The sequence below is a fragment of the Paracoccus sp. Z118 genome, from assembly GCF_019061185.1.
Lineage (GTDB): Bacteria > Pseudomonadota > Alphaproteobacteria > Rhodobacterales > Rhodobacteraceae > Paracoccus.
In genome coordinates, this window is record NZ_JAHQZU010000006.1 from 66,996 (window position 1) to 90,827 (window position 23,832).

At 69.8% G+C, this 23,832-nt stretch carries 23 protein-coding genes and 1 tRNA gene; 14 read left to right on the forward strand and 10 right to left on the reverse strand.

Annotated elements, in window-relative coordinates; translation table 11 throughout:
• Window positions 1-82: 82 nt before the first annotated feature.
• From KTN05_RS06815 to KTN05_RS06830, 4 genes are all read left to right on the forward strand, one after another.
• Complete coding sequence (locus KTN05_RS06815; RefSeq protein ID WP_217328641.1) at window positions 83-571, forward strand: DUF411 domain-containing protein; 489 nt, start codon at window positions 83-85, stop codon at window positions 569-571.
• Window positions 572-670: 99 nt separating this feature from the next.
• Entirely contained in the window at window positions 671-856 is a 186-nt protein-coding gene (locus tag KTN05_RS06820; RefSeq protein WP_217328642.1) for a hypothetical protein, read from the forward strand.
• Window positions 857-2,137, forward strand: coding sequence for a UDP-N-acetylglucosamine 1-carboxyvinyltransferase (gene murA, locus KTN05_RS06825; RefSeq protein ID WP_217328643.1), 1,281 nt, complete (start codon window positions 857-859; stop codon window positions 2,135-2,137).
• A gap of 7 nt (window positions 2,138-2,144) precedes the next feature.
• A complete protein-coding gene (locus KTN05_RS06830; protein WP_217328644.1) occupies window positions 2,145-2,648 on the forward strand; it encodes a DUF2948 family protein in 504 nt (167 codons plus the stop codon).
• A gap of 7 nt (window positions 2,649-2,655) precedes the next feature.
• Here the strand turns inward: KTN05_RS06830 and KTN05_RS06835 are convergent, their stop codons facing one another.
• From KTN05_RS06835 to KTN05_RS06855, 5 genes are all read right to left on the reverse strand, one after another.
• Window positions 2,656-3,609, reverse strand: a complete 954-nt coding sequence (locus KTN05_RS06835) for a D-glycerate dehydrogenase (protein ID WP_217328645.1) — start codon at window positions 3,607-3,609, stop codon at window positions 2,656-2,658.
• Window positions 3,609-3,950 carry a tRNA-binding protein gene (locus KTN05_RS06840; protein ID WP_217328646.1) on the reverse strand — a complete coding sequence of 114 codons (342 nt, stop codon included), beginning with the start codon at window positions 3,948-3,950 and terminating at the stop codon, window positions 3,609-3,611. Before KTN05_RS06840 ends, KTN05_RS06835 begins: the two co-directional genes overlap by 1 nt.
• Entirely contained in the window at window positions 3,947-4,753 is an 807-nt protein-coding gene (proC, locus tag KTN05_RS06845) for a pyrroline-5-carboxylate reductase (RefSeq protein ID WP_217328647.1), read from the reverse strand. The genes KTN05_RS06840 and proC overlap by 4 nt, the downstream gene beginning before the upstream one ends.
• Before the next feature lie 63 nt (window positions 4,754-4,816).
• Entirely contained in the window at window positions 4,817-5,320 is a 504-nt protein-coding gene (locus KTN05_RS06850) for a YbjN domain-containing protein (RefSeq protein WP_217328648.1), read from the reverse strand.
• Between the two features lie 244 nt (window positions 5,321-5,564).
• A complete protein-coding gene (locus KTN05_RS06855; protein ID WP_371823297.1) occupies window positions 5,565-6,140 on the reverse strand; it encodes a lytic transglycosylase domain-containing protein in 576 nt (191 codons plus the stop codon).
• A gap of 245 nt (window positions 6,141-6,385) precedes the next feature.
• On the opposite strand from KTN05_RS06855, the gene ssb reads away from it, so the two are divergent.
• From ssb to KTN05_RS06870, 3 genes are all read left to right on the forward strand, one after another.
• Window positions 6,386-6,925 carry a single-stranded DNA-binding protein gene (ssb, locus tag KTN05_RS06860; protein WP_217328650.1) on the forward strand — a complete coding sequence of 180 codons (540 nt, stop codon included), beginning with the start codon at window positions 6,386-6,388 and terminating at the stop codon, window positions 6,923-6,925.
• A gap of 169 nt (window positions 6,926-7,094) precedes the next feature.
• Entirely contained in the window at window positions 7,095-9,515 is a 2,421-nt protein-coding gene (gene lon / locus KTN05_RS06865; RefSeq protein ID WP_217328651.1) for an endopeptidase La, read from the forward strand.
• Between the two features lie 182 nt (window positions 9,516-9,697).
• Window positions 9,698-9,772, forward strand: a tRNA-Val gene (locus KTN05_RS06870).
• 81 nt (window positions 9,773-9,853) lie between these two features.
• On the opposite strand, the gene KTN05_RS06875 is transcribed toward KTN05_RS06870, so the two are convergent.
• Window positions 9,854-10,171, reverse strand: coding sequence for a phosphoribosyl-ATP diphosphatase (locus KTN05_RS06875; protein WP_217328652.1), 318 nt, complete (start codon window positions 10,169-10,171; stop codon window positions 9,854-9,856).
• The gene (gene hisF / locus KTN05_RS06880) at window positions 10,168-10,929 is read right to left on the reverse strand and encodes an imidazole glycerol phosphate synthase subunit HisF (protein ID WP_217328653.1); all 762 of its coding nucleotides are present in this window, start codon (window positions 10,927-10,929) and stop codon (window positions 10,168-10,170) included. Before hisF ends, KTN05_RS06875 begins: the two co-directional genes overlap by 4 nt.
• Before the next feature lie 99 nt (window positions 10,930-11,028).
• Between hisF and KTN05_RS06885 the strand changes: the two genes are divergently transcribed.
• Window positions 11,029-11,502 (forward strand): hypothetical protein, encoded by a 474-nt coding sequence (locus tag KTN05_RS06885; protein WP_217328654.1) that lies wholly within the window; start codon window positions 11,029-11,031, stop codon window positions 11,500-11,502.
• A gap of 66 nt (window positions 11,503-11,568) precedes the next feature.
• Window positions 11,569-12,759 (forward strand): PAS domain S-box protein, encoded by a 1,191-nt coding sequence (locus tag KTN05_RS06890; RefSeq protein ID WP_217328655.1) that lies wholly within the window; start codon window positions 11,569-11,571, stop codon window positions 12,757-12,759.
• Between the two features lie 27 nt (window positions 12,760-12,786).
• Here KTN05_RS06890 and mfd read toward each other — a convergent pair whose 3' ends face one another.
• Both mfd and KTN05_RS06900 read right to left on the reverse strand, forming a co-directional pair.
• A complete protein-coding gene (gene mfd / locus KTN05_RS06895; RefSeq protein WP_254368035.1) occupies window positions 12,787-16,494 on the reverse strand; it encodes a transcription-repair coupling factor in 3,708 nt (1,235 codons plus the stop codon).
• A gap of 60 nt (window positions 16,495-16,554) precedes the next feature.
• Window positions 16,555-17,133 (reverse strand): hypothetical protein, encoded by a 579-nt coding sequence (locus tag KTN05_RS06900; protein ID WP_254368036.1) that lies wholly within the window; start codon window positions 17,131-17,133, stop codon window positions 16,555-16,557.
• 121 nt (window positions 17,134-17,254) lie between these two features.
• Here KTN05_RS06900 and hemB point away from each other — a divergent pair, with 121 nt between their 5' ends.
• The 5 genes from hemB to KTN05_RS06925 all read left to right on the forward strand — a co-directional run bounded on the left by hemB (window position 17,255) and on the right by KTN05_RS06925 (window position 22,128).
• The gene (hemB, locus tag KTN05_RS06905) at window positions 17,255-18,274 is read left to right on the forward strand and encodes a porphobilinogen synthase (RefSeq protein WP_217328656.1); all 1,020 of its coding nucleotides are present in this window, start codon (window positions 17,255-17,257) and stop codon (window positions 18,272-18,274) included.
• Between the two features lie 53 nt (window positions 18,275-18,327).
• Entirely contained in the window at window positions 18,328-19,545 is a 1,218-nt protein-coding gene (locus KTN05_RS06910) for a glutathionylspermidine synthase family protein (RefSeq protein ID WP_217328657.1), read from the forward strand.
• Window positions 19,546-19,548: 3 nt separating this feature from the next.
• The gene (locus KTN05_RS06915) at window positions 19,549-20,181 is read left to right on the forward strand and encodes a DUF1190 domain-containing protein (protein ID WP_217328658.1); all 633 of its coding nucleotides are present in this window, start codon (window positions 19,549-19,551) and stop codon (window positions 20,179-20,181) included.
• Between the two features lie 82 nt (window positions 20,182-20,263).
• Window positions 20,264-20,905, forward strand: coding sequence for a bifunctional 4-hydroxy-2-oxoglutarate aldolase/2-dehydro-3-deoxy-phosphogluconate aldolase (locus KTN05_RS06920; RefSeq protein ID WP_217328659.1), 642 nt, complete (start codon window positions 20,264-20,266; stop codon window positions 20,903-20,905).
• Between the two features lie 17 nt (window positions 20,906-20,922).
• Window positions 20,923-22,128 carry an MFS transporter gene (locus tag KTN05_RS06925; RefSeq protein WP_217328772.1) on the forward strand — a complete coding sequence of 402 codons (1,206 nt, stop codon included), beginning with the start codon at window positions 20,923-20,925 and terminating at the stop codon, window positions 22,126-22,128.
• Here KTN05_RS06925 and xseA read toward each other — a convergent pair.
• On the reverse strand, window positions 22,125-23,804 hold the full coding sequence (xseA, locus tag KTN05_RS06930) for an exodeoxyribonuclease VII large subunit (RefSeq protein WP_217328660.1): 1,680 nt from the start codon (window positions 23,802-23,804) through the stop codon (window positions 22,125-22,127). The genes KTN05_RS06925 and xseA overlap by 4 nt on opposite strands.
• Between the last annotated feature and the right edge of the window lie 28 nt (window positions 23,805-23,832).

Genomic DNA, 23,832 nt, shown 5'->3' on the forward strand with positions numbered 1-23,832 from the left:
TTGCCGCCCCTCGCGCGCCTTCACGCCTTCGGCGGCCGTCATTAGTCTTGATGCCCAGAACATCAGCGGCAGGAGAAGCGCCATGCAAAACATCCCCACGATCAGCCGGCGGGCCATGCTGGTCGGCGGCGGAGCTCTTGCCCTGCTGCTGCCCCTCGCCGCGCGCACGCAGGCCGAATCCCTGCCGCTGGTGAGCGTCGCCAAGGACCGGTTCTGCGGCTGCTGCGACGGCTGGGTCGAGCATGTCCGGGCGGCGGGCTTTCCGGTCAGGGTCGAGGTGTCGGATGACATGGACCGCGTGAAACAGCGGCTCGGCGTGCCGCCGGCGCTGGCGTCCTGCCATACCGCCGAGGTCGATGGCTATGTCGTCGAAGGCCACGTCCCGGTCACCGCCCTGCAACGCCTGCTGTCCGAGCGCCCGGCGGCGACCGGCCTCGCGGCGCCGGGGATGCCGGCGGGGTCGCCGGGCATGGACTACCCCGGCGTCACCCCCGAGCGGTATGACATCGTCCTGTTCGGCCCCTCGGGCCCCACGACATTCGCCACGTTCCTCGGCGGGCAGGAAGTCTGAGCCGACCGACCGCGCTCATCCCTCGCATTCCGCCGTCCCGGCGTTCGCCCGCCGTTCTCGGTTCTGGACGCCGCAGGCGCGCGCGGCTAATTGGACCGGATGACCCGCCGTCCCGAACGTCCCGAGGCCGATGACCGCAATGCCCGCCGCGCCGCGGCGCTGCGCGCGAACCTGCAGCGGCGTAAGGCGCAGGCGCGCAGCCGGACGGGCGAGACGACAGACGACAACAACGAGCCGCCGGCGGGGATCGAGCGCCCGGACCGCGCGGACGAAAGCGAGGGATAGATGGACCAGATCCTGGTTCGCGGGAACGGCCCGCTGAACGGCGACATCGCCATTGCAGGGGCCAAGAACGCCTGCCTCGCGCTGATGCCGGCGACGCTGCTGACCGACCAGCCGCTGACGCTGACCAACGCGCCGCGCCTGTCGGACATCCGCACGATGACGCAGCTTCTGCAATCGCTCGGGTCCGAGGTCGCCAGCCTGCAGGACGGGCAGGTTCTGGCGCTGTCCAGCCACGCCATGTCGAGCCACCGGGCCGATTACGACATCGTCCGCAAGATGCGCGCCTCGATCCTCGTTCTGGGGCCGATGCTGGCGCGGGACGGACACGCGATCGTCTCGCTGCCCGGCGGCTGCGCCATCGGGGCGCGGCCCGTGGACCTGCATCTGCGAGCGCTGGAGCAGATGGGCGCCTCGCTTGAGCTGCTGGACGGGTATGTTCACGCGAAGGCCCCTTCGGGCGGGCTGCGCGGCGCGGTGGTGGACTTTCCGCTGGTGTCGGTCGGCGCGACCGAGAACGCGCTGATGGCGGCGACGCTCGCGCGCGGCACCACGGTCCTGAACAACGCCGCCCGCGAGCCGGAAATCGTCGATCTCGCCCGCTGCCTGCGGGCGATGGGGGCGCAGATCGATGGCGAGGGCACCTCCTCCATCACCATTCAGGGCGTCGATGCGCTGCACGGCGCGACCCACCCGGTCGTCACCGACCGGATCGAACTGGGCACCTACATGCTCGCCCCCGTCATGTGCGGCGGCGAGGTGACGTGCCTTGGCGGGCGGATCGAACTGCTGGAAAGCTTCTGCGAAAAGCTGGACGAGGCGGGCGTTTCCGTCACAGAGTCCGAGCGCGGCCTGACCGTCAGCCGCCAGAACGGCGCCGTGAAGGCGGTTAACGTGCGGACCGAGCCCTTCCCCGGCTTTCCGACCGACCTGCAGGCGCAGATCATGGCGATGCTGTGCCTTGCCGACGGGGTCAGCGAGCTTGAGGAGACGATCTTCGAGAACCGCTTCATGCACGCCCCCGAGCTTGCCCGCATGGGCGCGCGGATCGACGTGCATGGCGGCCATGCCCGCGTCACCGGGGTCGAGCGGCTCAAGGGCGCGCCGGTGATGGCGACCGACCTGCGCGCCTCGGTCAGCCTGATCCTCGCCGGCCTTGCGGCCGAGGGGGAAACGGTGGTCAGCCGGGTCTACCACCTCGATCGCGGATATGAGAAGGTCGTGCGCAAATTGCGCGGCATCGGCGCCGATATCGAACGGATCAGGGAGCCTGCCCATGAATAATTCGCGCATGAACGACCCAAGCCGAGACGCGAGCTTTCACGACGCCGGCCCCGGCCCGCTGGCCCTGCGGGCCGAAACGCCCGAGGAACTGCCGATCCTGTCGGCCCTGGCGCAGGACGCGGTGCTGACGGTCGGGGACATCCACTACGACCGGGCTGCCCGCACGCTCGCCCTGCTCGTCAGCCGCTTCCGCTGGGAGGACGTGGCCGAACGCGCGGCGCTGAACGAGAACCCGGAGAGCCGCCCTTATGAGCGGGCACGGGCGCTGCTGGTGATCCGCGACGTGACCGCCGTCCGCAGCGACGGCATCGACAAGACCGAACGCGACACCGTGCTGTCGCTGCTGGCGCTCGACTGGACGCCGGGCGAGGACGGGACCGGCACGCTGATCCTGACCTTCGCGGGCGACGGCGCCCTGGCCGCCGATTGCGAGTGCCTGACCGTGGATCTGCGGGACGTGAACCGCCCGCACAAGGCGGTGTCGGGGCACATGCCGCGTCACGAGGTCTGAAAGGGCGTCAGGCCACCCGATCCGGCGGCGCGCGCCCTTCGTCCAGCGCCACCACGTTGTCCATCGCCCGCATCGCCATTGCGGTGCGAACCTCCTCGGCGGCGGTGCCGAGATGGGGCAGCAGCGTCACGTTCTCCATCGCCTTCAGCGCGTCCGGCACCACCGGCTCACGCTCGAACACGTCAAGGCCCGCGCCCGCGATCCGGCCCGCCTGCAGGGCGGAGATCAGCGCCGCCTCGTCCACCACGTCGCCGCGGGCGACGTTGATGAGGAACGCGTCGGGCCGCATCTGCGCCAGCTCATCCGCGCCGATCAGGTGCCGCGTGGCAGGCCCGCCGGGGACCGCCAGCACGACGAAATCCGCGGTCTTCAGCACCGAGGGAACATCGGCGAGTTGCGTGGCCGGAAACTCCAGCCCGCTGACCGGCGAGCGGTTCTGGAACACCACCGTCATCCCGAAGCCGAAATGGCAACGCGTCGCGATGGCTTTGCCGATCCGGCCCATGCCGATGATGCCGACCGTCGCGCCGGTGACGTGGCGACCCAGCAGCTGGTCGGGCTGCCAGCCGGTCCAGCCGCCCGCGCGCAGCAACCGCTCTCCCTCGCCGGCGCGGCGAGCGGTCATCAGGATCAGCGTCATGGCGATGTCGGCGGTGGCGTCGGTCACGACCTCGGGCGTGTTCGTCACCATCACCCCGGCCGCCTTGGCCGCGCCGGTGTCGATATGGTTGAAGCCCGCGCCGAAATTGGCCAGCAGCCGCGTCCGCAGCCCCCCGCCCGCGAAGGCTTCGGCGGAAAATCCATCGCCGAGCGTGGGGATGATCACGTCATAATCGCGCATGGCCTGCGCCGCTTCCTGAACCGTCAGCGCGGCGGAATCATGGCGCAGCGTGGCGTCGAAGCGGGCGGCAAGCGCGGCCTCGGCGCGGTCGGTCATGCGGCGGGTGACAAGCAGTTTCATCAGAACATCCTTGCGCCATTGGGAACGGCCATGTCGGGCCGGATCAGGACCACGTTTCCATCCGCGTCGGGCAGGCCCAGCACCAGCACCTCGGAGACGACCTTCCCGATCTGCCGGGGCGGGAAATTGACGACTGCCAGCACCTGCCGGCCCACCAGCGCGGCCGGATCGTAGTGATGCGCGATCTGGGCGGAGCTGCGCTTTTCCCCAAGCTCGCCGAAGTCGATCCACAGCTTGATCGAGGGCTTGCGCGCCTCGGGGTAAGGCTCGGCGCGGGTGACGGTGCCGCTGCGGATGTCGAGCCTGTCGAAATCCTCGATGGTCGCCTGCGTCCCGGTCATCGCCCCAGCTCCCGCGAGCGTTCGGCCGCCGCCGCGACGGTCCTGCCGATCAGCGGCCCGAGGCCCGCCTGTTCATCCATCAGCACCGCCAGCCCTGCAGCGGTGGTCCCGTTCGGAGAGGTCACGTTCTCGCGCAAGCTCGCCGGATCATCGCCGGACATCGCCAGCGCGCCCGCCCCTGCCACCGTCGCGCGGGCAAGCTCCAGCGCGAGGACGGCGGGCAGTCCCTCGGCCTCGCCCGCGCCGGCCAGCGCCTCGATCATGTGGAAGACATAGGCCGGGCCCGAGCCGGAGACGGCGGTGACGGCGTCCATCTGCGCCTCGTCCTCCAGCCGCACGACCTGCCCCACGGCGGAAAGCAGCGTCTCGGCGAGGTCAAGCTGCGCCGCGCCCGCGCGGTCATTGCCGATCATCGCGGTGATGCCCTGCCCGATCGCCGCCGGGGTGTTCGGCATCGCCCGCACGATCGCCGCGCCGGGAAAGGCGCGGGCAAAGGCGTCGAGCGTGACCCCCGCCGCGACCGACAGGACCAGCGCCCCGCCCTGCCCCGCCGCCTGAAGCGAAGGCAGCACGTCGGCCATCATCTGCGGCTTCACCGCCAGAACCAGAACCGCCGGACTCGCGGGCAGCGCCCCGCTCGCCCGAACGCCCGCCTCGGCCAGCCATGCGGGCGGGGCCGGGTCGATCACATGAACGGCGGCGGGATCGAGGCCGCGCGCCAGCCAGCCGCGCAGCAGCGCCCCGCCCATCCGGCCGCAGCCGACCAGCAGCAGGCCACGGTCATTCAGTTCCGAAAGTTGCATTCCGCCCCCCGTCCGTTCCATTTTCCGGGGTATGCCAGAGCCGCGCGCGCTGTCCAGCGTCGATCACGCCCGCCCGAACGCACCCCCGATGGCGACGGCCATCGCATCGGCCGGGGCGGCATCGCCCCAGCAGGCAAGCTGGAACGCGGGGTAGAAGCGCTCGGACGCCTCGATGGCCGCGCCGATCATGTGGTCGATCTGCTCGGGCCCGGCCACGGCTTCGCCCGCCAGCACGAGGCCGTAGCGCCACACCATCAGCTTCTGCGCGTCCCAGAAGGTGAAGCCGCCGTCCCAGACCTGATCGTTGGCGAGGTTCAGAAGCTGATACAGCGCCGCCATCCGTTCCGCCGGAGGGTCCATGTCGAAGGTGCAGATCAGCCGCAGCACCTGCTCGCGCGCCGACCAGGCCAGCGTCAGCGAATAGCTGCGCCACTGCCCCTCCACCACCATCGCGATCTGGTCGTCGGCGAGCCGGTCGAAATCCCATTCGCGATGCGCCGCCACCGTCTCGACGATGTCGATGGGGTGAATCTCGTCACTCAGGATGAAGCTGTCCGTCTGTGCCATGACTGTCCTGCCTCTGCTCGGTCGGGTTTGCCCCAACTTGTGGTAGCTGCCACAACAACCGGCGTATGAGGCCGGCGCTGCTACCACATATCGTCGGCCCGAATCGCGCCGGTTGTAAAGTGAAGGATCGGTGACGAGCGGCGCATTTGCGGGGATAACCCGGCAATCCACGGGGATAACTCGCCCGCGCGAACGAAAACGGCCGCCTCGTGCGGCGGCCGTCGGACGGTCCGGTATGGGAAAGTCAGCTTCCGGCGATGATCCGCACGTAGTTCGTCGTCTCGCGGTAGGGGGGGATGCCCTTGTATTTCTGCACCGCACCCGGCCCCGCGTTATAGGCCGCCAGCGCCAGCCGCCAGCTGCCGAACGCGTTGTATTGCTGGCGCAGATAGCGGGCGCCGCCTTCGAGGTTCTGGATCGGATCGTTCGGATTCACCCCCAGCTTCGCCGCCGTGCCGGGCATCAGCTGCGCGAGGCCGCGCGCCCCCTTGTGCGAGCGGGCCGAGGGGTTCCACCCGGATTCCTGCTGGACGAGACGCAGGAACAGATCCTCGGGAATGCCGTGCTTGCGGGCGATCGCGCGGGCGTGGGGCACGTACTTGCTGCGCTGGTTGCCGCGATAGGCGGGGATCGCGGCGTCATCGAGGTTGATGACGGCGACCGCCCTGTCCTCGCGTCCCGCATCCGGGCGCAGGCGCTGCGAGCGCTGATACTGACCGGCCAGACGCGAATCCATCAGCTGGGTCTGACGCTCGAACTGGCCGGCGCGCGACTTGCTCGATGCGCCAGAAAGCCTCAGCCCGTCCGCCGCCGCCGGCATCGCTACCGAAACGGCGGCGGTGGCCACGACGGCCGCCCGCACAAGCTTGCCCGTGAACACGGTGATCTGCATGGTTGCCCCTCTCGATCCGCAAGTTTTCGTTTTGGGGGACTATACTTGCGGGCCGGACAGCCGCCACGAACGAAGTTTTCGCGGCGCCGGCTGGTCGGCGAAAATCCGCCTATTCCGTTCGCCCTTCCGCCGGTCTAGACCGGCGCCCAGATTTCACGCGAAGGGGGCGGAACATGGCGGGCAGTGTCAACAAGGTCATTCTGATCGGCAACCTGGGTCAGGACCCCGAGATCCGCACCTTTCAGAACGGCGGCAAGATCGCCAACCTGCGCATCGCCACCTCCGAGACGTGGAAGGACCGCAACAGCGGCGAGCGCCGCGAGCGCACCGAATGGCACACGGTCGTGATCCACTCGGAACCGCTGGTGCGCGTGGCCGAGCAGTATCTGAAAAAGGGTATGAAGATCTATGTCGAGGGCCAGCTGGAAACCCGCAAGTGGCAGGACCAGTCCGGCACCGACCGCTACTCGACCGAGGTCGCGCTGCGTCCCTTCCGCAGCGAGCTGACGATGCTCGACAGCCGTGGCGGCGGCTCGGGTGGTGGCGGTCAGGGCGGCTATAACGAGGGTTACGGCGATTACGGCGGCGGCTCGGGCGGCAGCTATGGCGGCGGCAGCCGCAGCGGCGGCGCTTCGGGCGGAAGCTCGGGTGGCGCCGCAGGTGGCGGCGCAGGCGGGTCACGGCCCGAATTCGATGACGAAATCCCGTTCTGAGGCCGGACCGCTGCGACCCAGGCCGGACCGGTAAGATTTGGCGCAATTCGGAACAACACAGGAACGCCGCCGCCATTGAAGCGGCGGCCCCGCGGTCCTAGATTACCCTCAAGCCGGGCCGGAGGGCTGCCATGATGGGGCCGCCACGCTCGGGCACGAAAGGACCAGGATGACCCAAGCATCTTCCAACCAGACCTATGCCGTGCTGCCGCTGCGCGACATCGTGGTGTTTCCCCACATGATCGTGCCGCTGTTCGTCGGACGCGAGAAATCGGTCCGCGCGCTGGAAGCGGTGATGAACGGCGACCACCCGATCCTGCTGGCCGCCCAGAAGGATGCCGCGGTCGATGAACCCGACGCCGACGGCATCTATCGCACCGGCGTGCTGGCCAATGTGCTGCAACTGCTCAAGCTGCCCGATGGCACCGTCAAGGTGCTGGTCGAGGGGCGTGAACGTGTGAGCATCACGGGCTTTGTCGATAACGACGACCATTTCGAGGCGACTGCCGAGCCGCTGGCCGAAGTGCCGGGCGACGCCGACAGCCTTGCCGCGCTCGTCCGCACCGTCGCGGAGGAGTTCGAGCGTTACGTCAAGGTCCGCAAGAACATTCCCGAGGAAGCCGTCTCCGCCATCGGCGAGGCGCGCGAGCCTGCCGTGCTGGCCGACCTCGCCTCGGGCCATCTGGGCATCGACATCACCCGCAAGCAGGACCTGCTGGAGACGCTGAACGTCGCCGAGCGGCTTGAGAAGGTCTATGGCCTGATGCAGGGCGAGATGTCCGTGCTGCAGGTCGAGAAGAAGATCAAGTCGCGCGTCAAGACCCAGATGGAGAAGACGCAGCGCGAATACTATCTGAACGAGCAGATGAAGGCGATCCAGCGCGAGCTGGGCGACGGCGACGAAGGTCAGAACGAGATCGCGGAGCTGGAAGACAAGATCGCCGCCACCAAGTTCAGCAAGGAAGCGCGCGAGAAGGCGGAAGCCGAGCTGAAGAAGCTGAAGTCGATGTCCCCGATGTCGGCCGAGGCGACGGTCAGCCGCAACTATCTCGACTGGCTGCTGGCGCTGCCGTGGGGCGTGAAGTCGCGCACCAAGAAGGACCTCGGCCGCGCCGAACAGGTGCTGGACGCCGATCACTATGGCCTTGAAAAGGTCAAGGAACGGATCGTCGAATACCTGGCCGTGCAGTCGCGCAGCGACAAGCTGAAGGGCCCGATCCTCTGCCTCGTCGGCCCGCCCGGCGTCGGCAAGACCTCGCTCGGCCGCAGCGTGGCGAAGGCCACGGGGCGCGAGTTCATCCGCATCTCGCTTGGCGGCGTGCGCGACGAATCCGAGATCCGGGGCCACCGGCGGACCTATATCGGCTCGATGCCCGGCAAGATCATCCAGGCGCTGAAGAAGGCCAAGACCACGAACCCGCTCATCCTGCTGGATGAGATCGACAAGATGGGTCAGGACTTCCGCGGCGACCCGGCTTCGGCAATGCTGGAGGTGCTGGACCCGGAACAGAACGCGACCTTCGTGGACCACTATCTTGAGGTGGAATACGACCTGTCGAACGTGATGTTCCTGACCACGGCCAACAGCTACAACATGCCGGGGCCGATGCTCGACCGGATGGAGATCATCCCGCTGGCCGGCTATACCGAGGACGAGAAGCGCGAGATCGCCAAGGGCCACCTGCTGCCCAAGCAGATCAAGGCGAACGGCCTGAAGAAGGGCGAGTTCTCGGTGACCGACGAGGCGCTGGCCCACGTCACCCGCTACTATACGCGGGAAGCCGGGGTGCGGAGCCTCGAGCGCGAGATCGCCAAGCTGGCCCGCAAGGCCGTGACCGAGATCCTCAAGGGCAAGACCAAATCGGTCGAAGTCACGCCCGAGAAGGTCGAGGAATATCTGGGCGTCCGCCGCCACCGCTACGGTCTGGCCGAAAAGGACGATCAGGTCGGCGTGGTCACGGGGCTCGCCTGGACGCAGGTCGGCGGCGATCTGCTCCAGATCGAGGCGCTGCGGCTGCCGGGCAAGGGCCGGATGAAGACGACCGGGAAACTGGGCGACGTGATGAAGGAATCGATCGACGCGGCGTCCAGCTTCGTGCGGTCGGTCGCGCCGGAACTGGGCATCCGCCCGCCGGAGTTCGAGAAACGCGACATCCACGTTCACGTTCCCGAAGGCGCGACGCCCAAGGACGGCCCCTCGGCCGGTCTGGCGATGGTGACCTCGGTCGTGTCGGTGATGACCGGCATCCCGGTCCGCAAGGACGTGGCGATGACGGGCGAAGTGACCCTGCGCGGCAACGCGCTGGCGATCGGCGGGCTCAAGGAGAAACTGCTCGCGGCCCTGCGCGGCGGCATCAAGACGGTGCTGATCCCGCAGGAGAACGAGAAGGATCTGGCCGAGATCCCGGACAACGTGAAGGAGGGGCTGAAGATCATCCCCGTTTCGAACGTCCGGGAAGTCCTGCGCCACGCGCTCGTGCGGATGCCCGAGCCGCTGGAATGGGACGAGGCCGCCGAGGAAGCCGCCGCGACCGAGGCCGCCCGCCTCGCCGCCCGGCACGATCCCGGCGGCTCGGCCACGGCTCACTGAGAGCAGCCGCTGACACCATCGAACGGGCGGGGGAAACCCCGCCCGTTTCGTTTGCCGGAGGACGCGGCGCCGCCTGCGGGCAACGCCTTCGGCGCCGCAGCTTCCCTGTCATCGATCGGCAGGTTTCAGGCGATCTTTACCTCTTGCAGCCGCTCGCCGCAGGCGCTATCAGGCGCGTCACCGGGTGATTAGCTCAGCGGTAGAGCGCTTCGTTCACATCGAAGATGTCAGCGGTTCAAATCCGTTATCACCCACCATCATTCCGAAAGCCGTCCCGAAAGGGGCGGCTTTCTTTGTCGGTCTGCGGCTTGGTGCGGCGGTCAACCCGCCCGTGCGGGTCAGCGGGACGCTTTCTCCGCAACGCCCGACTGCGCCTCGCGCCGCTCCAGCTCGGCCCAGACCTCGGACAGCGGCACATCGCACGCGGCCAGCATCACCAGCAGATGATAAAGCGCGTCCCCGGCCTCGGCGGTCAGCCGGGCGCGGTCGCCGCGGACCGCCTCGATGATCGCCTCGACGGCCTCTTCGCCGAACTTCTCGGCGCATTTCGCCGGGCCCTTCGCCAGAAGCTGCGCCGTCCAGCTGGACGCCGGATCGGCGCCGCGGCGCGCCTCGATGGTCGCAGCCAGCCGGTCGAGCGGGTGCGGAACGCTCATGTCATCCTCACGGGTATGCCGGCGGCGGCCATGTGCGCCTTGGCTTCGGCGATGGTGTAGGTGCCGAAATGGAAGATCGAGGCCGCCAGCACCGCGCTCGCGTGTCCCTCGATGACCCCTTCGACGAGATGGTCCAGCGTCCCCACCCCGCCCGAGGCGATCACCGGGACCGGCACCGCGTCGGCCACCGCGCGGGTCAGTTCGATGTTGAAGCCGGCGCGGGTGCCGTCGCGGTCCATGCTGGTGAGCAGGATTTCCCCCGCGCCCTTTTCAGCGACGGTGCGGGCGAACTCGACCGCGTCGATGCCGGTCGCACGGCGGCCGCCATGGGTGAAGATCTCCCACCTACCCGGCGCGACGGTCTTGGCGTCGATGGCGCAGACGATGCACTGGCTGCCGAACCGCGCCGCCGCCTCGGCGACCACGTTCGGATCGGCCACGGCGGCCGAATTGAAGCTTACCTTGTCGGCCCCCGCCAGAAGCAGGTCGCGGACGTCCTGATGCGTGCGCACCCCGCCACCCACGGTCAGCGGAATGAAGCACTGCTCGGCTGTCCGCGTCACCAGATCATACATGGTGCCGCGATTCTCGTGCGTGGCGTGAATGTCGAGGAAGCAGATCTCGTCCGCGCCGGCCGCGTCATAGGCCCGCGCCGCCTCGACCGGGTCGCCGGCGTCGATCAGATCCACGAAATTGACCCCCTTGACCACGCGGCCATCGGCCACGTCGAGGCAGGGAATGATGCGCGTCTTGAGCATGGGCGTTCCATCCAGTCAGGTTCCCCGCTGCATGGGCAGGGGCGCGGCCGGAGTCAACGCCCGCTGGACGCAAGCCTGCCGGGCCCCTAATCTGCCGCCATGAAAGCCGCCCTGATCCTCGCATTCGCCCTCGCGGCAGGGCCAGCCGGTGCCCAGTCGGTGCTGTTCGTGCTGGACCAGACGCAACTGCCCTTCGATCTGGGCCCCGGCGCGCGGGCGAACGCGCCCTCGAACATCCGCAACGCGCCGGCGCAGTTTGCAAATTCCTCCGGCAACCCGGCCAATTCATCGGCCGCGCCGGGGAACGCCCCGTCCAATCCCGCCAACGCGCCGGGCGGGAGGAATGCGATCGTCACCCCCGATGGCGGGCACGCCGGCTATGCGACGCGAACCGGCGGGGCGCTGAACCTGTTTTCGGCCGGCGGCCGGCGGATCGCGTATCAGCCGGCGGGCGGGCATACGAAAAGCCTGATGTCGGACCGGGGCGAGTGGTGCGGCACCGTGGCCAACGCGCAGGGCGGCGGCTTCGCCTTCGGGCTGACCCTGACCTGCGCCCGCCGGTTCTTCGACTGACACGCATCAACGGGATCTTAACGGCTCGGTGCTATCGCTGCTGAACGTCAGCGAATGGGCAGGGCCGTGCGACCAACCAGAGTCATCGACGAAGCGCGACAGTTCGATTTTTCGCGCCTGTCCTATACCCGCACCGACAAGCGCGGCGTGATCCAGTCGGCCAATGCGCTGTTCGCGAAGGGGACCGGCTACGATCCGGCGCAACTCGTTGGGATGCCGCAGCGGATCGTGCGCCATCCAGACATGCCGCGGGCGGTGTTTGCGCGGCTCTGGCAGCGGCTTGGGGCGGACGATACGGCCTGCGCCTATATCAAGAATCTCGCCTGCGACGGACGGCATTACTGGATCTTCGCGGTGATGATCCCGGTCGAGGACGGCTATATCTCGGTGCGCTGCAATCCGCAGGGGCCGCTGCTTCCCGCCATCCGCAAGATCTACGCCGCGCTGCGCGCCGCCGAGACCCCGGACGAGAGCATGGAGGCGCAGCTTGCCCGCCTTGACGCCGCGCTGGCCGGGCTGGGCTTTCCCGACCACCAGTCCTTCATGGCCGACGCGCTGAGCGAGGAGATGCGGGCGCTGGCCGGACCGGGCACGGATTCGGGGCTGGTGCCGCAGCTGATGGCGATGCGCCGTTCGCTGGCCGAGCTGGCCGACGCGCAGGTCGCGCTGCTGGGGACGTTCCAGAACCTCTATCTGATTCCCACCAACATGCGGATCCTCGCATCGCGGCTGGAGCCTTCGGGCGGGCCGGTCAGCGCGATCTCGGACAGCTACAAGCGCATTGCGGCCGATCTCGTGGCGCGGCTGCGCGGCACGGCGGGACGGCAGGACTGCTCGGCGCGCGAACTGCTCGCGCAGCTCGACGGGCTGCTGTTCCATGACTGCGCCCGCCGCCTGCTGGCGCGCGCAGCCGATCAGTTCGACCACGACGCCGGGTTCGGCAACCCGGCCGAGCGGCCCGAAACGGCCATGCTGCGGGATTTCTGCGCTGCCCCGCCGCCCAGTGGTGTGCTGACCCCGCAGGAATTGCAGGGGCGGCTGGCGCGGCTTCGCCATGAGGCCGAGGCGGTCCAGCGGCTGATGGCCGGGCTCGACCAGGTGCGCATCCTCGGCGAGGTGGAAAGCGGCCGGCTGCGGCAGCACGATCTCGGCCTTGGAGCCGTGATGGCGCAGTTGGAGGAGTTCCACGGCCGCATCCGCGACCGCCTGTCCGCGATGATTACCCTGACCCGGCAGATGGACCGGGCGTGGTCCTGATGGCGGGCGATCCGGCAGAGCGCCGGTTCACCGCGGGCGCGGCTTGCCCTTGCGATCGAACACCGCCCGCGCCGCATCCGCGCGCCCGGTCTTGCCGCCCTTGAAGGGCCGGAACTCCCGGTCCCCGCCGGCCTTGGCCGAGACGGGCGCGGGAGCCTTGGGGGCGACCTTCGCGGCAGACGCGCCCGCGCTTTTTGTCCTGCCGGTGGCGGCGGGCGGAGCATTCACCGGCGTCTTCCGATGAGCGTCCTTGCCTTCCGCCTCCGCGCGCGGCTGCGCGCCCGTCTCGCCGGCTTTCACCTTCGCGGCCAGATCGCGAGCGACGCCGAACGCGCCCTTGATCCGGTCGGCGTCGGTCTTCCATTCCCGGCTGACGACGATCTTGTTGTCGGCGACACGGGCGTGGGGGCGGTTCTCGGTCAGGAACTCGACCAGACCGGCGGGGTTCGGGAACTTGTCCATGTGGAACTGCACCGTCGCGCCCTTCGGCCCCGCATCCAGCTTGGCGATGTTCGCGCGCTTGGCCATCGCCTTGATGCGGATCACCAGAAGCAGCGTGTTCACCTCGCGCGGGAGCGGGCCGAAACGGTCGATCAGCTCGGCGGCAAAGCCTTCCAGCTCGACCTTGGTCGTCAGCTGCGAGAGGCGGCGGTAGAGGTCCAGCCGCACGTCCAGGTCGGGGATGTAGCTTTCCGGGATCGTCACCGGCACGCCGAGGTTCAGCGTCGGCGCCCATTCATCGTCGGGCGTGCCCTCCAGCTCGCCGGATTTCAGCTTGGCGATCGTCTCCTCCAGCATCTGCTGGTAAAGTTCGAAACCGACTTCCTTGATGTGGCCCGACTGCTCCTCGCCCAGCAGGTTCCCCGCGCCGCGCAGGTCGAGGTCCTGGCTGGCGAGGTTGAAGCCAGCCCCGAGGCTGTCGATCGAGCCGAGGAACTTCAGCCGCCGAATCGCCTGCGGCGTCAGCGGCACGCGCGGCTTGGTCGTCAGATAGCAGTAGGCGCGGGTCTTGGACCGCCCCACCCGTCCCCGGATCTGGTAAAGCTGCGCCAGCCCGAACATGTCGGCGCGCCAGACGATCATCGTGTTGGCGCGGGGGATATCGAGGCCCGATTCGACGATGGACGTCGCCAGCAGCACGTCGTGGCTGCCGTCGTAGAAGGCGTTCATGCGCTGGTCCAGATCGCCCGCCGCAAGCTGGCCGTGGGCGACGATGGTCGAAACCTCGGGGACATGCTCCTTCAGCCAGTCTTCCACTTCGGGCAGGTCCGACAGGCGCGGGACGACGAAGAACGACTGCCCGCCGCGGTATTTCTCGCGCAGCAAGGCTTCGCGGATGGTGACGCTGTCGAACTCGCTGACATACGTGCGGATCGCCAGCCGGTCCACCGGGGGTGTGCCGATCACCGACAGGTCGCGCACCCCGGTCAGCGACAGTTGCAGCGTGCGCGGGATGGGCGTCGCGGTCAGGGTCAGCACGTGGATGTCGGACCGCAGCTCCTTCAGCCGCTCCTTGTGGGCGACGCCGAAATGCTGCTCCTCGTCGATGATGAGCAGGCCCAGGTCCTTGAACCGGACCTGCTTGGCCAGCACCGCATGGGTGCCGACGACGATATCCACCGATCCATCCGCCAGCCCCGCCCGCGTCTCCGCCGCATCGCGGGTCGAAACGAAGCGCGAGAGCGGGCGCACGGTGATGGCCGTGCCGCGGAAGCGTTCGGCGAAGCTGCGGAAATGCTGGCGGGCGAGCAGCGTCGTCGGGGCCACCACCGCCACCTGCTTGCCCTGGCTTGCGGCGACGAAGGCCGCGCGCATCGCCACCTCGGTCTTGCCGAAGCCCACGTCGCCCACCACCAGCCGGTCCATCGGGCGACCCGCGGCCAGATCCTCGGCCACGTCCTCGATCGCGGCCATCTGGTCGTCGGTCTCGGTATAGGGGAAGCGGGCGGCGAACGCCTCCCATTCGTGGTGCTCGGGCTCCAGCACCGGGGCGGCGCGCAGGATGCGTTCGGCGGCGACCCGCATCAGCTTGTCGGCGATCTGGCGGATACGCTCCTTCAGCCGCGCCTTGCGCGCCTGCCACGCCCCGCCGCCGAGCTTGTCGAGCAGCCCTTCCTCGTGCCCGTAGCGGCTCAGGAGTTCGATGTTCTCCACCGGCAGGAACAGCCGGTCGCCGCCCGCATATTCCAGCGCCACGCAGTCATGCGGCACGCCGAGGGCGTTGATCGTTTCCAGCCCCGTATAGCGGCCGATGCCGTGTTCGACATGAACGACCAGATCGCCGGGCGTCAGCGAGGTCGTGTCCTTCAGGAAGTTGTCCGCCCGCCGCCGCTTCTTTGCGCCGCGGATCAGCCGGTCGCCCAGCACGTCCTGTTCGGAAATCACCGCCAGCCTGCCGGTCGCCTGCCCGTCCGCGACGAAGCCCTCGTCCAGCGGCCAGACGGCAATCCCCAGCGCGCCCTGCGCGTCCGGCAGTTCGCGGATGTCGGCGATGGGTTTCGCGCCGATCAGCCTTTCATCGGCCAGCAGGCCCGACAGCCGCTCGCGCGCGCCGTCCGAGAAGGTGGCGACGATGACGCGGCGGTCCTTCTGCAGGGCGCGGATGTGATCGGCGAGGGCGCCGAACAGGTCGGCCTTCTCGGCCTGCCGTTCGGGGGCGAAATTCCGTCCGACGCGGCCGCCCGCGTCCAGCACGCCCGGTCCGGGCGGATGGTGCAGCACCGACAGGCGCAGGACGCGGTGGCGGGCAAGCCAGCCGGCCCATTCCGCCTCGTCGGGGAACATCGCCGTGGGCGCGACGGGGCGATAGACGCTGTCGCTGCCGCGCCGCCCCATCGCCTCGCGCCGGGCGTCGTATTGTTCCGACACGGTGTGCCAGCGGCCCGCCCGGACCTGTTCGATATGGTCGTCCAGCATGACCGACGCGCCCGGCAGGTAGTCGAAGAGGCTCTCCAGCCGCTCGTGGAACCACGGCAGCCAGTGTTCCATGCCCGCGACCTTCTGACCGGCGCTCACCGCCTCATACAGCGGATCGTTCGCGCCGCCGCCGTATTCGGCGCGGTAGGTCGTGCGGAAGCGGGTGATCGCCTCGTCGTTCAGCACCACCTCGGACATCGGCGCGATCTCGATCCGGTCGAGGCTGCCGAGGCTGCGCTGGGTCTCCGGGTCGAAGCGGCGGATGCCGTCCAGCACGTCGCCGAACAGGTCGAGCCGCACGGGGCCACTGCCCCCCGGCGGATAGATGTCGATGATCCCGCCGCGCACGGCGTAGTCGCCCGGCTCGGTCACGGTGGGCGCCTGCGAGAAGCCCATGCGGACCAGGAAGCCGCGCAGCTTCACCTCGTCCAGCCGCTCGCCCTTCACGGCGGCGAAGCTGGCGCCGCGCACCGTCTCGCGGGCGGGAAGCCGCTGCATGGCCGCGTTGAGCGTCGTCAACAGCACGAAAGGCGGTTTCACGCCAGAGGCGAGCGCCGCCAGCACCTGCAACCGCTGCGCCATGATCTCGCCCGACGGGGACACGCGGTCATAGGGCGTCGTGTCCCAAGCGGGAAATTCCAGCACCGCGAGTTGCGGGGCGAAGAAGGCGAGTCCCGCGCGCATGGCCGCCATGCGGCGGTCGTCGCGGGCAACGTGAATCACGGGCGCGCCGCGTTCGGCGGCAAGCCCCGCCTCGCGCGACAGGAGCGCGGCGTCCATGCCCTCGGGCGCGCCGGAAAGGATCAGATGTTCGGCCATGCGGGTGGAGGTAAACCGCGCCGTGGCGGTGTCAAGCGCCCCTGTCCGCCCGGATGCGGCTCAAAGCCCGTAAGGATGCGTGATGACCCAACCGGTGCCCCAGATCGCCGCCGCCGCGACCGCCATGATCGACAGGAACGCCGCCTGCAACCGGTGGCGCGACATGGCGGCCGCCGCCGCCCCGGCAGCTTTGGCGGTATCCAGCCGCCCCTCATGCGCCTCGGCCAGCACCGGGGCCAGCCGCCGCGCCAGCCGCACCCGCAGCCCCAGCAGCGCCGCGAAGGGGCCCAGCAGCAGGAACGCCGCCTGCGCCAGTTCGCGCCCGTAGCCGAAGCCCAGCACCAGAAGGCTGGTCAGCACGAAGGCCGCGACGCCCAGCAGGATCGCCCCGTCGCGCGGCGGCACCTGCCAGCGCGGCAGCATCAGCGACAGCCAGTCCAGCAGCAGGACGCCGGCGTCGCCGCCGTCCTCCGCTGCGGCGCGGCGGGCGCGATGCACGATCTCCGCCGGAACGCCCAGCACATGCCGCCCGGCCGAGGTCCAGGCGAGCGTCAGGAGCAGCCAGTACCAGATCGAACTGAAGGACCGCAGGTCCAGAAACTGCATGAACCCGTCATATCCGACCACGTGAGCGCCCATGGAAAATCCGCAAGAGCCCTTATCTTAGGCCCCGGAGTTGTGCGAGGGAATGCGAAACCGCGAGCGTTTGCAGCCGGGGGCAAAACCCGTGATACTCCGCCGACAGCAAGCAGGAAGACCCATGCCCGCCACCCCCGTGATCGCCCCCTACCCCGCCACCCGCCTGCGGCGGCTGCGCCGCACCGCCGCGCTGCGCGCCCTGACCGCCGAGCGCCATCTGGCGGCGCAGAACCTCATCTGGCCGATCTTTGTGACCGAGATCGCCGGCGGCGAAGGCAGGATCGAATCCATGCCGGGGGTCGAGCGGCTGACGCTGGACGGGGCGAAACGGGCCGCCGAGCGGGCCGCGGAGCTGGGGATTCCCGCGATCTGCATCTTTCCCCATTCCGATCCCGACCTGAAGGACGAGACCTGCGAACGCGCCTGGGACCCCGAGAACATCGGCAACCGCGCCATCCGCGCCATCAAGGAGGTCGCGCCCGATCTGGCGGTGATGACCGACATCGCGCTGGACCCCTACAACATCAACGGGCATGACGGGTTCGTCCGGGACGGCATCATCCTGAACGACGAGACAATCGAGGCGCTGGTCCGCATGGCGCTGGCGCAGGCGGATGCGGGGGCCGACATCCTCGGGCCTTCGGACATGATGGACGGGCGGATCGGCAAGCTGCGCGCCGCGCTCGAGCGGGAAGGCCATAAGGACGTCGCGATCCTGTCCTATGCGGCGAAATACGCCTCGGACTTCTATGGGCCGTTCCGGGACGCGGTCGGCGCCTCGGCCCGGTTCGTGGGTGACAAGAAGACCTACCAGATCAACCCCGCCAACCGCGACGAGGCGCTGCGATGCGTTGCCCGCGATCTGTCCGAGGGCGCGGACATGGTGATGGTCAAACCGGGCATGCCCTATCTGGACATCTGCCGCGAGGTGAAGGACCAGTTCGGCGTGCCGACCTATGCCTATCAGGTCAGCGGCGAATACGCGATGATGGAGGGCGCGATCCGGGCCGGCTGGCTCAGGCGCGAGGTCGTGGCCGAAAGCCTGCTCGGCTTCCGGCGCGCGGGCTGCGACGGCATCCTGACCTATTACGCGCCGCAGGTGGCCGAGCATCTGGCCGCCGAGGCGCGGGCCGGCGGCTGACCTTGCATCGGCGGCCCCCAGCCGCCACATCGGACCGGCAGACAGGAGCCTTGATGCAGAAGATCGCCCTTTCCGAACGCCCCGGCTGGCGCGAGCGCGCCGCCGAGCTGGGCTTCACCTTCGCCGACATGGGCGGAGAGCCTTACTGGGACGAAACCTCGGCCTATCGCTTCACCCTGCGCCAGATCGAGGATGACATCGAGGACCCGGCGTCCGAGCTGCACGAGATGTGCCGGCAGGCCGTCGCCCACGCCGTTGCGTCCGAGGAATGGCTGACCCGGCTCGACATCCCCCGCCCCTACTGGGATTTCGTCGAACGCAGCTGGGCGAATGGCGAGCCCGAGCTTTATGGCCGCTTCGACCTTGCCTATGACGGCAGCGGCCCCGCCAAGCTGCTGGAATACAACGCCGATACGCCGACCTCGCTCTACGAATCGGCCTCGTTCCAGTGGCTCTGGTTCGAGGAGTCGCGCGATGCCGGCGTCCTCGGCCCGACCACCGACCAGTTCAACGGCATCCACGAGGCGCTGGTCGCTCGCTGGGCCGAGATGGCGCCGCAGGGCGAGGACATCCACTTCGCCGCCGACCGCGAGAACCCCGAGGATTACGCCACCGTCGAGGCGATCGCCTGGGCCGCGCGCGAGGCGGGCTTGGGCGCGCATTACACCGGCCTCTCCGCCATCGGGCTCAGCGAGGAAGGCCAGTTCGCCGACGACCAGGACCGGGTGATCGGCACGCTGTTCAAGCTGTATCCGTGGGAGGACATGCTGCGCGACGACTTCGCGCCGAACCTGCAGCCCTCGCAGACCCGGTTCATCGAGCCGCCGTGGAAGGCGGTGCTGTCGAACAAGGGGCTGCTGCCGCTGCTCTGGCATCTGTTCCCGGACCACCCGAACCTGCTGCCGGCGTTCTTCGCGGCCGATCTGGAGGCCGCCCGCAAGGGCGAGCCGACCCCGTTCGCGGACGCCATTGCGGCCGCCGAGCCGCAGCTTGCCCGCGGCTTCGTGACCAAGCCCATCTTCTCGCGCGAGGGGGCGGGCGTCGTCATCACCGAAGCGGGCCGCGAGACGGACCGCGCCCCCGACGACAGTTATTCGCACCACGCCCATGTGGTGCAGGCCCTCGCCCCACTACCCGAGTTCGACGGTTTTCACCCGGTTCTGGGCGCCTGGATCGTCGGCCGCGCCTGCGTCGGTCTCGGGATGCGCGAGGACCGCGCGCGCATCACCCACAACCTGTCCCGTTTCAAGCCGCATTTCATCGAGGGGTAAGCCATGACCGACCTCACCACGTCCACCACCAAGCCGCGCCGCAAACGCTCGCGCCACGTCGCGCTGGTGCTGGCAGGAACCGCCATGCTGACGCTGGCCGCCTGCGAGGATGACCGCGTGGACGCGCAGGCCTTCCCCGATCTCGACAGCTGCCTCGCCGCCGCACGCGAGGACGGGCTGTGGTTCACAGAAGACGACTGCCAGACCCAGTTCGCCGCGGCCAAGGCGGAGCATCTGGAAACCGCGCCGCGCTATGAAAGCCAGGAGCTGTGCGAGCAGGAGCACGGCGCGGGCGCCTGCGGGGCCGATCCGGCGGCGGCGCAGCAGAATCAGGGCGGCGGCTTCAGCTTCATGCCGCTGCTGGTGGGCTACATGATGGGGTCCATGCTGTCGCGCGGCGGCGGGGTCTTCAGCCAGCCGATGATCCGCACGCCGGGCGGCTATTCGACCCCGAACGGCAACCAGAGCTTCGCCGGCAACAGCGGCAGCGCAAGGGTGCCGAGCAACACCTTCGCCCGCGCCCCGTCCACCATCGGCCAGGCGCCGATGACGCAGACGCAGGTGGCGCAGCGCGGCGGCTTCGGCGCCTCGTCCACGGCACGGACGGGCACGGCGGGACGCAGCGCGGGCGGCTGAGCCTGCGGCGGCCCGCCCCTTGCGGCGGGGGCCGGGCTGCCGATAGGCTCCCGCCGGGCGACCTGCCCGGAAAGGAACCGCCATGCCCCCCGAGACGCAATCGGCGCGGATGCGGCAGCTTTGCGCCCTCGCCCCCGTGATCCCTGTGCTTGTGATCACGGACGCCGGCACCGCGCCCGATCTGGGCCGAGCGCTGGTCGCGGGCGGACTGCCGGTTCTGGAAGTGACGCTGCGCTCGGACGCCGCCCTGCCCGCGATCCGGGCGCTGTCGGGGCTGAAGGGCGCCCATGTCGGCGCCGGCACGGTGCTGAGCGCCGATGATGTCGCCCGCGGCAAGGATGCCGGCGCAACCTTCGCCGTCTCGCCCGGCCTGACCGACGCCATCGCCCGCGCGGCCGAGGACGCGGGCCTGCCGCTTCTGCCCGGCGCGGCCACCGCGTCCGAGGCGATGCGGGCCCGCGATCTCGGCTACGACATGCTCAAGCTGTTTCCGGCCGAGGCAATCGGCGGCGCGGCGCTGCTGAAAGCGCTGCACGGCCCGCTGCCGCAGCTGTCCTTCTGCCCGACCGGAGGGATCACGGTGGAGAACGCCCCCCGCTACCTCGCGCTGCCGAACGTCCCCTGCGTCGGCGGCAGCTGGATCGCCCCCGAGGCCGACCAGCGCGCCCGCGACTGGCCCGCCATCGAGGCCCGCGCCCGTGCGGCGGCGAAGCTCGGGCAGTGACCAGCGCCGCCTATGACATGCGCCGCGCCTGGCGCAACATCTGGGTGCTGGTCGCCGCGCAGGGCGTCCTCGGCGCGCAGATGTCGATGATCTTCATCACCGGCGGGCTGGCCGGGCAGATGCTCGCGCCCAATCCCTGCATCGCCACGCTGCCGATCTCTGCGGTGATCCTCGGCTCGGCGCTCTCCGCGCGGCCGCTGTCGGGACTGATGGCGCGGCGGGGCCGGCGGGCGGGCTTCACGCTCGCCTGCCTGATCGCCGCTGCCGGGGCGGGGCTGGCGGCGGCGGGGCTTTACGCCGGGTCCTTCTGGCTGTTCACCGCCGGGACCGGCCTGACCGGCGTCTACATGGCCGCGCAGGGTTTCTATCGCTTCGCCGCGACCGATGCCGCGCCGCCCGACCTGCAGCCCCGCGCCATCGGCTGGGTGCTGGGCGGCGGGCTGGTGGCCGCGCTGCTCGGCCCCATGCTGGTCCGCGCCACGACCGAGGCGACGGCGGTCCCCTTCATGGCCACCTTCGCCGCCATTGCGGCGCTGAACCTCGCCGGGCCGCTGCTCTTCGCGCTGCTGGACAGCCCCGCGCCGTCCCTCGCCGCGCGGACCGGCGCCCCGCAGGGCCGCAGCCTGGGCGAGCTGCTTCGCACGCCCGAAATCACCGTCGCGATGATCTGCGGCACGGTCAGCTATGCGCTGATGAACCTGGTGATGACCTCGACTCCCCTTGCCGTGGTCGGCTGCGGCTTCAGCGCGGGGGACGCCGCGAATATCGTCTCGGCCCATGTTGTCGCCATGTTCCTGCCGTCCTTCTTCACCGGCTGGCTCATCAACCGCTTCGGCGCCTCGCGCATCGTCGCTGCCGGGCTCGTGATCCTGGCCCTCTCCAGCGCCGCCGCGATGAGCGGGGTCGAGCTGGGGCAGTTCTACCTCGCCCTCGTCCTGCTGGGGCTGGGCTGGAACTTCGGCTTCATCGGCGCGACCGCGATGCTGACGGCGGCGCATTCCCCGGCCGAGCGGGCGCGCGTGCAGGGCATCAACGACGCCGTGGTGTTCGGGGGGGTGTTCGTCGCCTCGCTCGCCTCGGGCGGGCTGATGAACTGCTCGGGCGGCAGCGCCCAGGCGGGATGGGAGGCGGTGAACCTCGCCATGCTGCCACTGCTGATCCTCGCCGGCGGGGCGCTGATCTGGCTGACGATGCGCCCCAAGGATGCGCTGGAGCCGCGCTAGAACAGCGACTTCTGCCCGCCGTCCTTGTCCGCCCGCTTGCGGCCCGGCGCGGTTTCCGGGCGAACGGCGACCGAGCCGTCGTGAAACTCCAAAACTAGCCGGGGCACGGGCGCGGCGGCGGCGGCGGATGTGATCACATCCCCATCGGCCCCGCGCACGACCGCGAAGCCCCGCTTGAGCGTTTCCGCATGGCCGAGCGTCTGCCGCAGCCGGTCGAGCCGGTCGAGCGCCCTCCATCGCTCGGCGGTGAGGCGCGGGGCGATCTGGCGAAGGCGATTGGACAGCCCGTCGAGCAGGTTGCGGCGATCACTCACGGACCGCCGCGCATCCGCCAGCGTCCGCGCCCGCGCCCCGTCGAGCCTGCGGGAAAGCGCGGCGAGCCGCTCCTCCTGCAAGCGTCGCGTCCGCAGCGCCGCCGCATCCAGCCGGGGCGCGGCGCTGGCAAGCTGCCGCCGCGCCTCGGCCACCGGGCGGCGCAGGCTTCCGCGCGGGGTCAGGTCCAGCCGCCGCCGCTTGCCCGCCAGATCGCGTCCCGACGCGGCGGGCAGCCGCGCGGCCAGCAGATCGAACCGGCCCCGCGTCTTGCGGGTGAAATCGCGCAGCGCGAAGATCGGCAGGTCCAGCGCCGTGATGGCCTGCCGCCGGTCGCGCACGAAGCCGCGCAGCGCCCGTTCCAGCCGGGGCGCGGTCAGGTCGAACCGCTGCCGCGCCGACTCGGTCAGCGCCTGCGGCCGCCCGAGACCGCGCGAGAGATCCCCGAGCCGCTGGCGCGAGACCGCGCCGCGCTTTTCCGCCGCGCGCATCATCCGCAACTGCGCCTCGGCCATCCGGGTCAGTAGCTCGGCCCGCACCGGCACGGCCAGTTCCGCCGCCGCCGTCGGGGTCGGCGCGCGCAGGTCGGCGGCGTGGTCGATCAGCGTCGTATCGGTCTCATGACCCACGGCCGAGATAAGGGGAATCGTGCCCACGGCCACGGCGCGGACCACATCCTCGTCGTTGAAGCCCCACAGATCCTCGACCGAGCCGCCGCCCCGCGCCACGATGATGAGGTCAGGCCGGGGCACCCGCCCGCCCGGGGCCAGTGCGTTCAGCCCCCGCACCGCCGCCGCGACCTGCGGGGCGCAATCGCGGCCCTGGACCGCCACCGGCCAGATCAGCACGCGGCTGGGAAAGCGGTCGCGCAGCCGGTGCAGGATGTCGCGGATCACCGCGCCCGAGGGCGAGGTCACGACCGCGATCACGCGCGGCAGATAGGGGATCGGGCGCTTGCGCGAGGGATGGAACAGCCCCTCGGCTTCCAGCTTGCGGCGCCGCTGTTCCAGCATCGCCATCAACGCACCGAGGCCGGCCGGCTCCACATCCTCGACCAGAAGCTGGTATTTCGACTGGCCGGGATAGGTGGTCAGGCGGCCGGTGACGACGATCTCCATCCCCTCCTCGGGGCGGTGGCTCAGCCGCGCGGCGGTGCCCTTCCAGCAGACGGAGGCGATGCAGGCGTTGTCGTCCTTGAGGTCGAAATAGAGATGCCCCGAGCCGGGCCGCGACACGCGCCCGACCTCGCCGCGGACGCGGACGCGGGCGAACTCGCCCTCGATCACGCGCTTCAAGGCGCCGGAGATTTCGGAAACGGACAGAGCGGGGGCGTTGCCGGGGGCGGCGTCTTCGAACAGGTCCATCCCTGCTTGATGGACCGGCGGCGCGCGG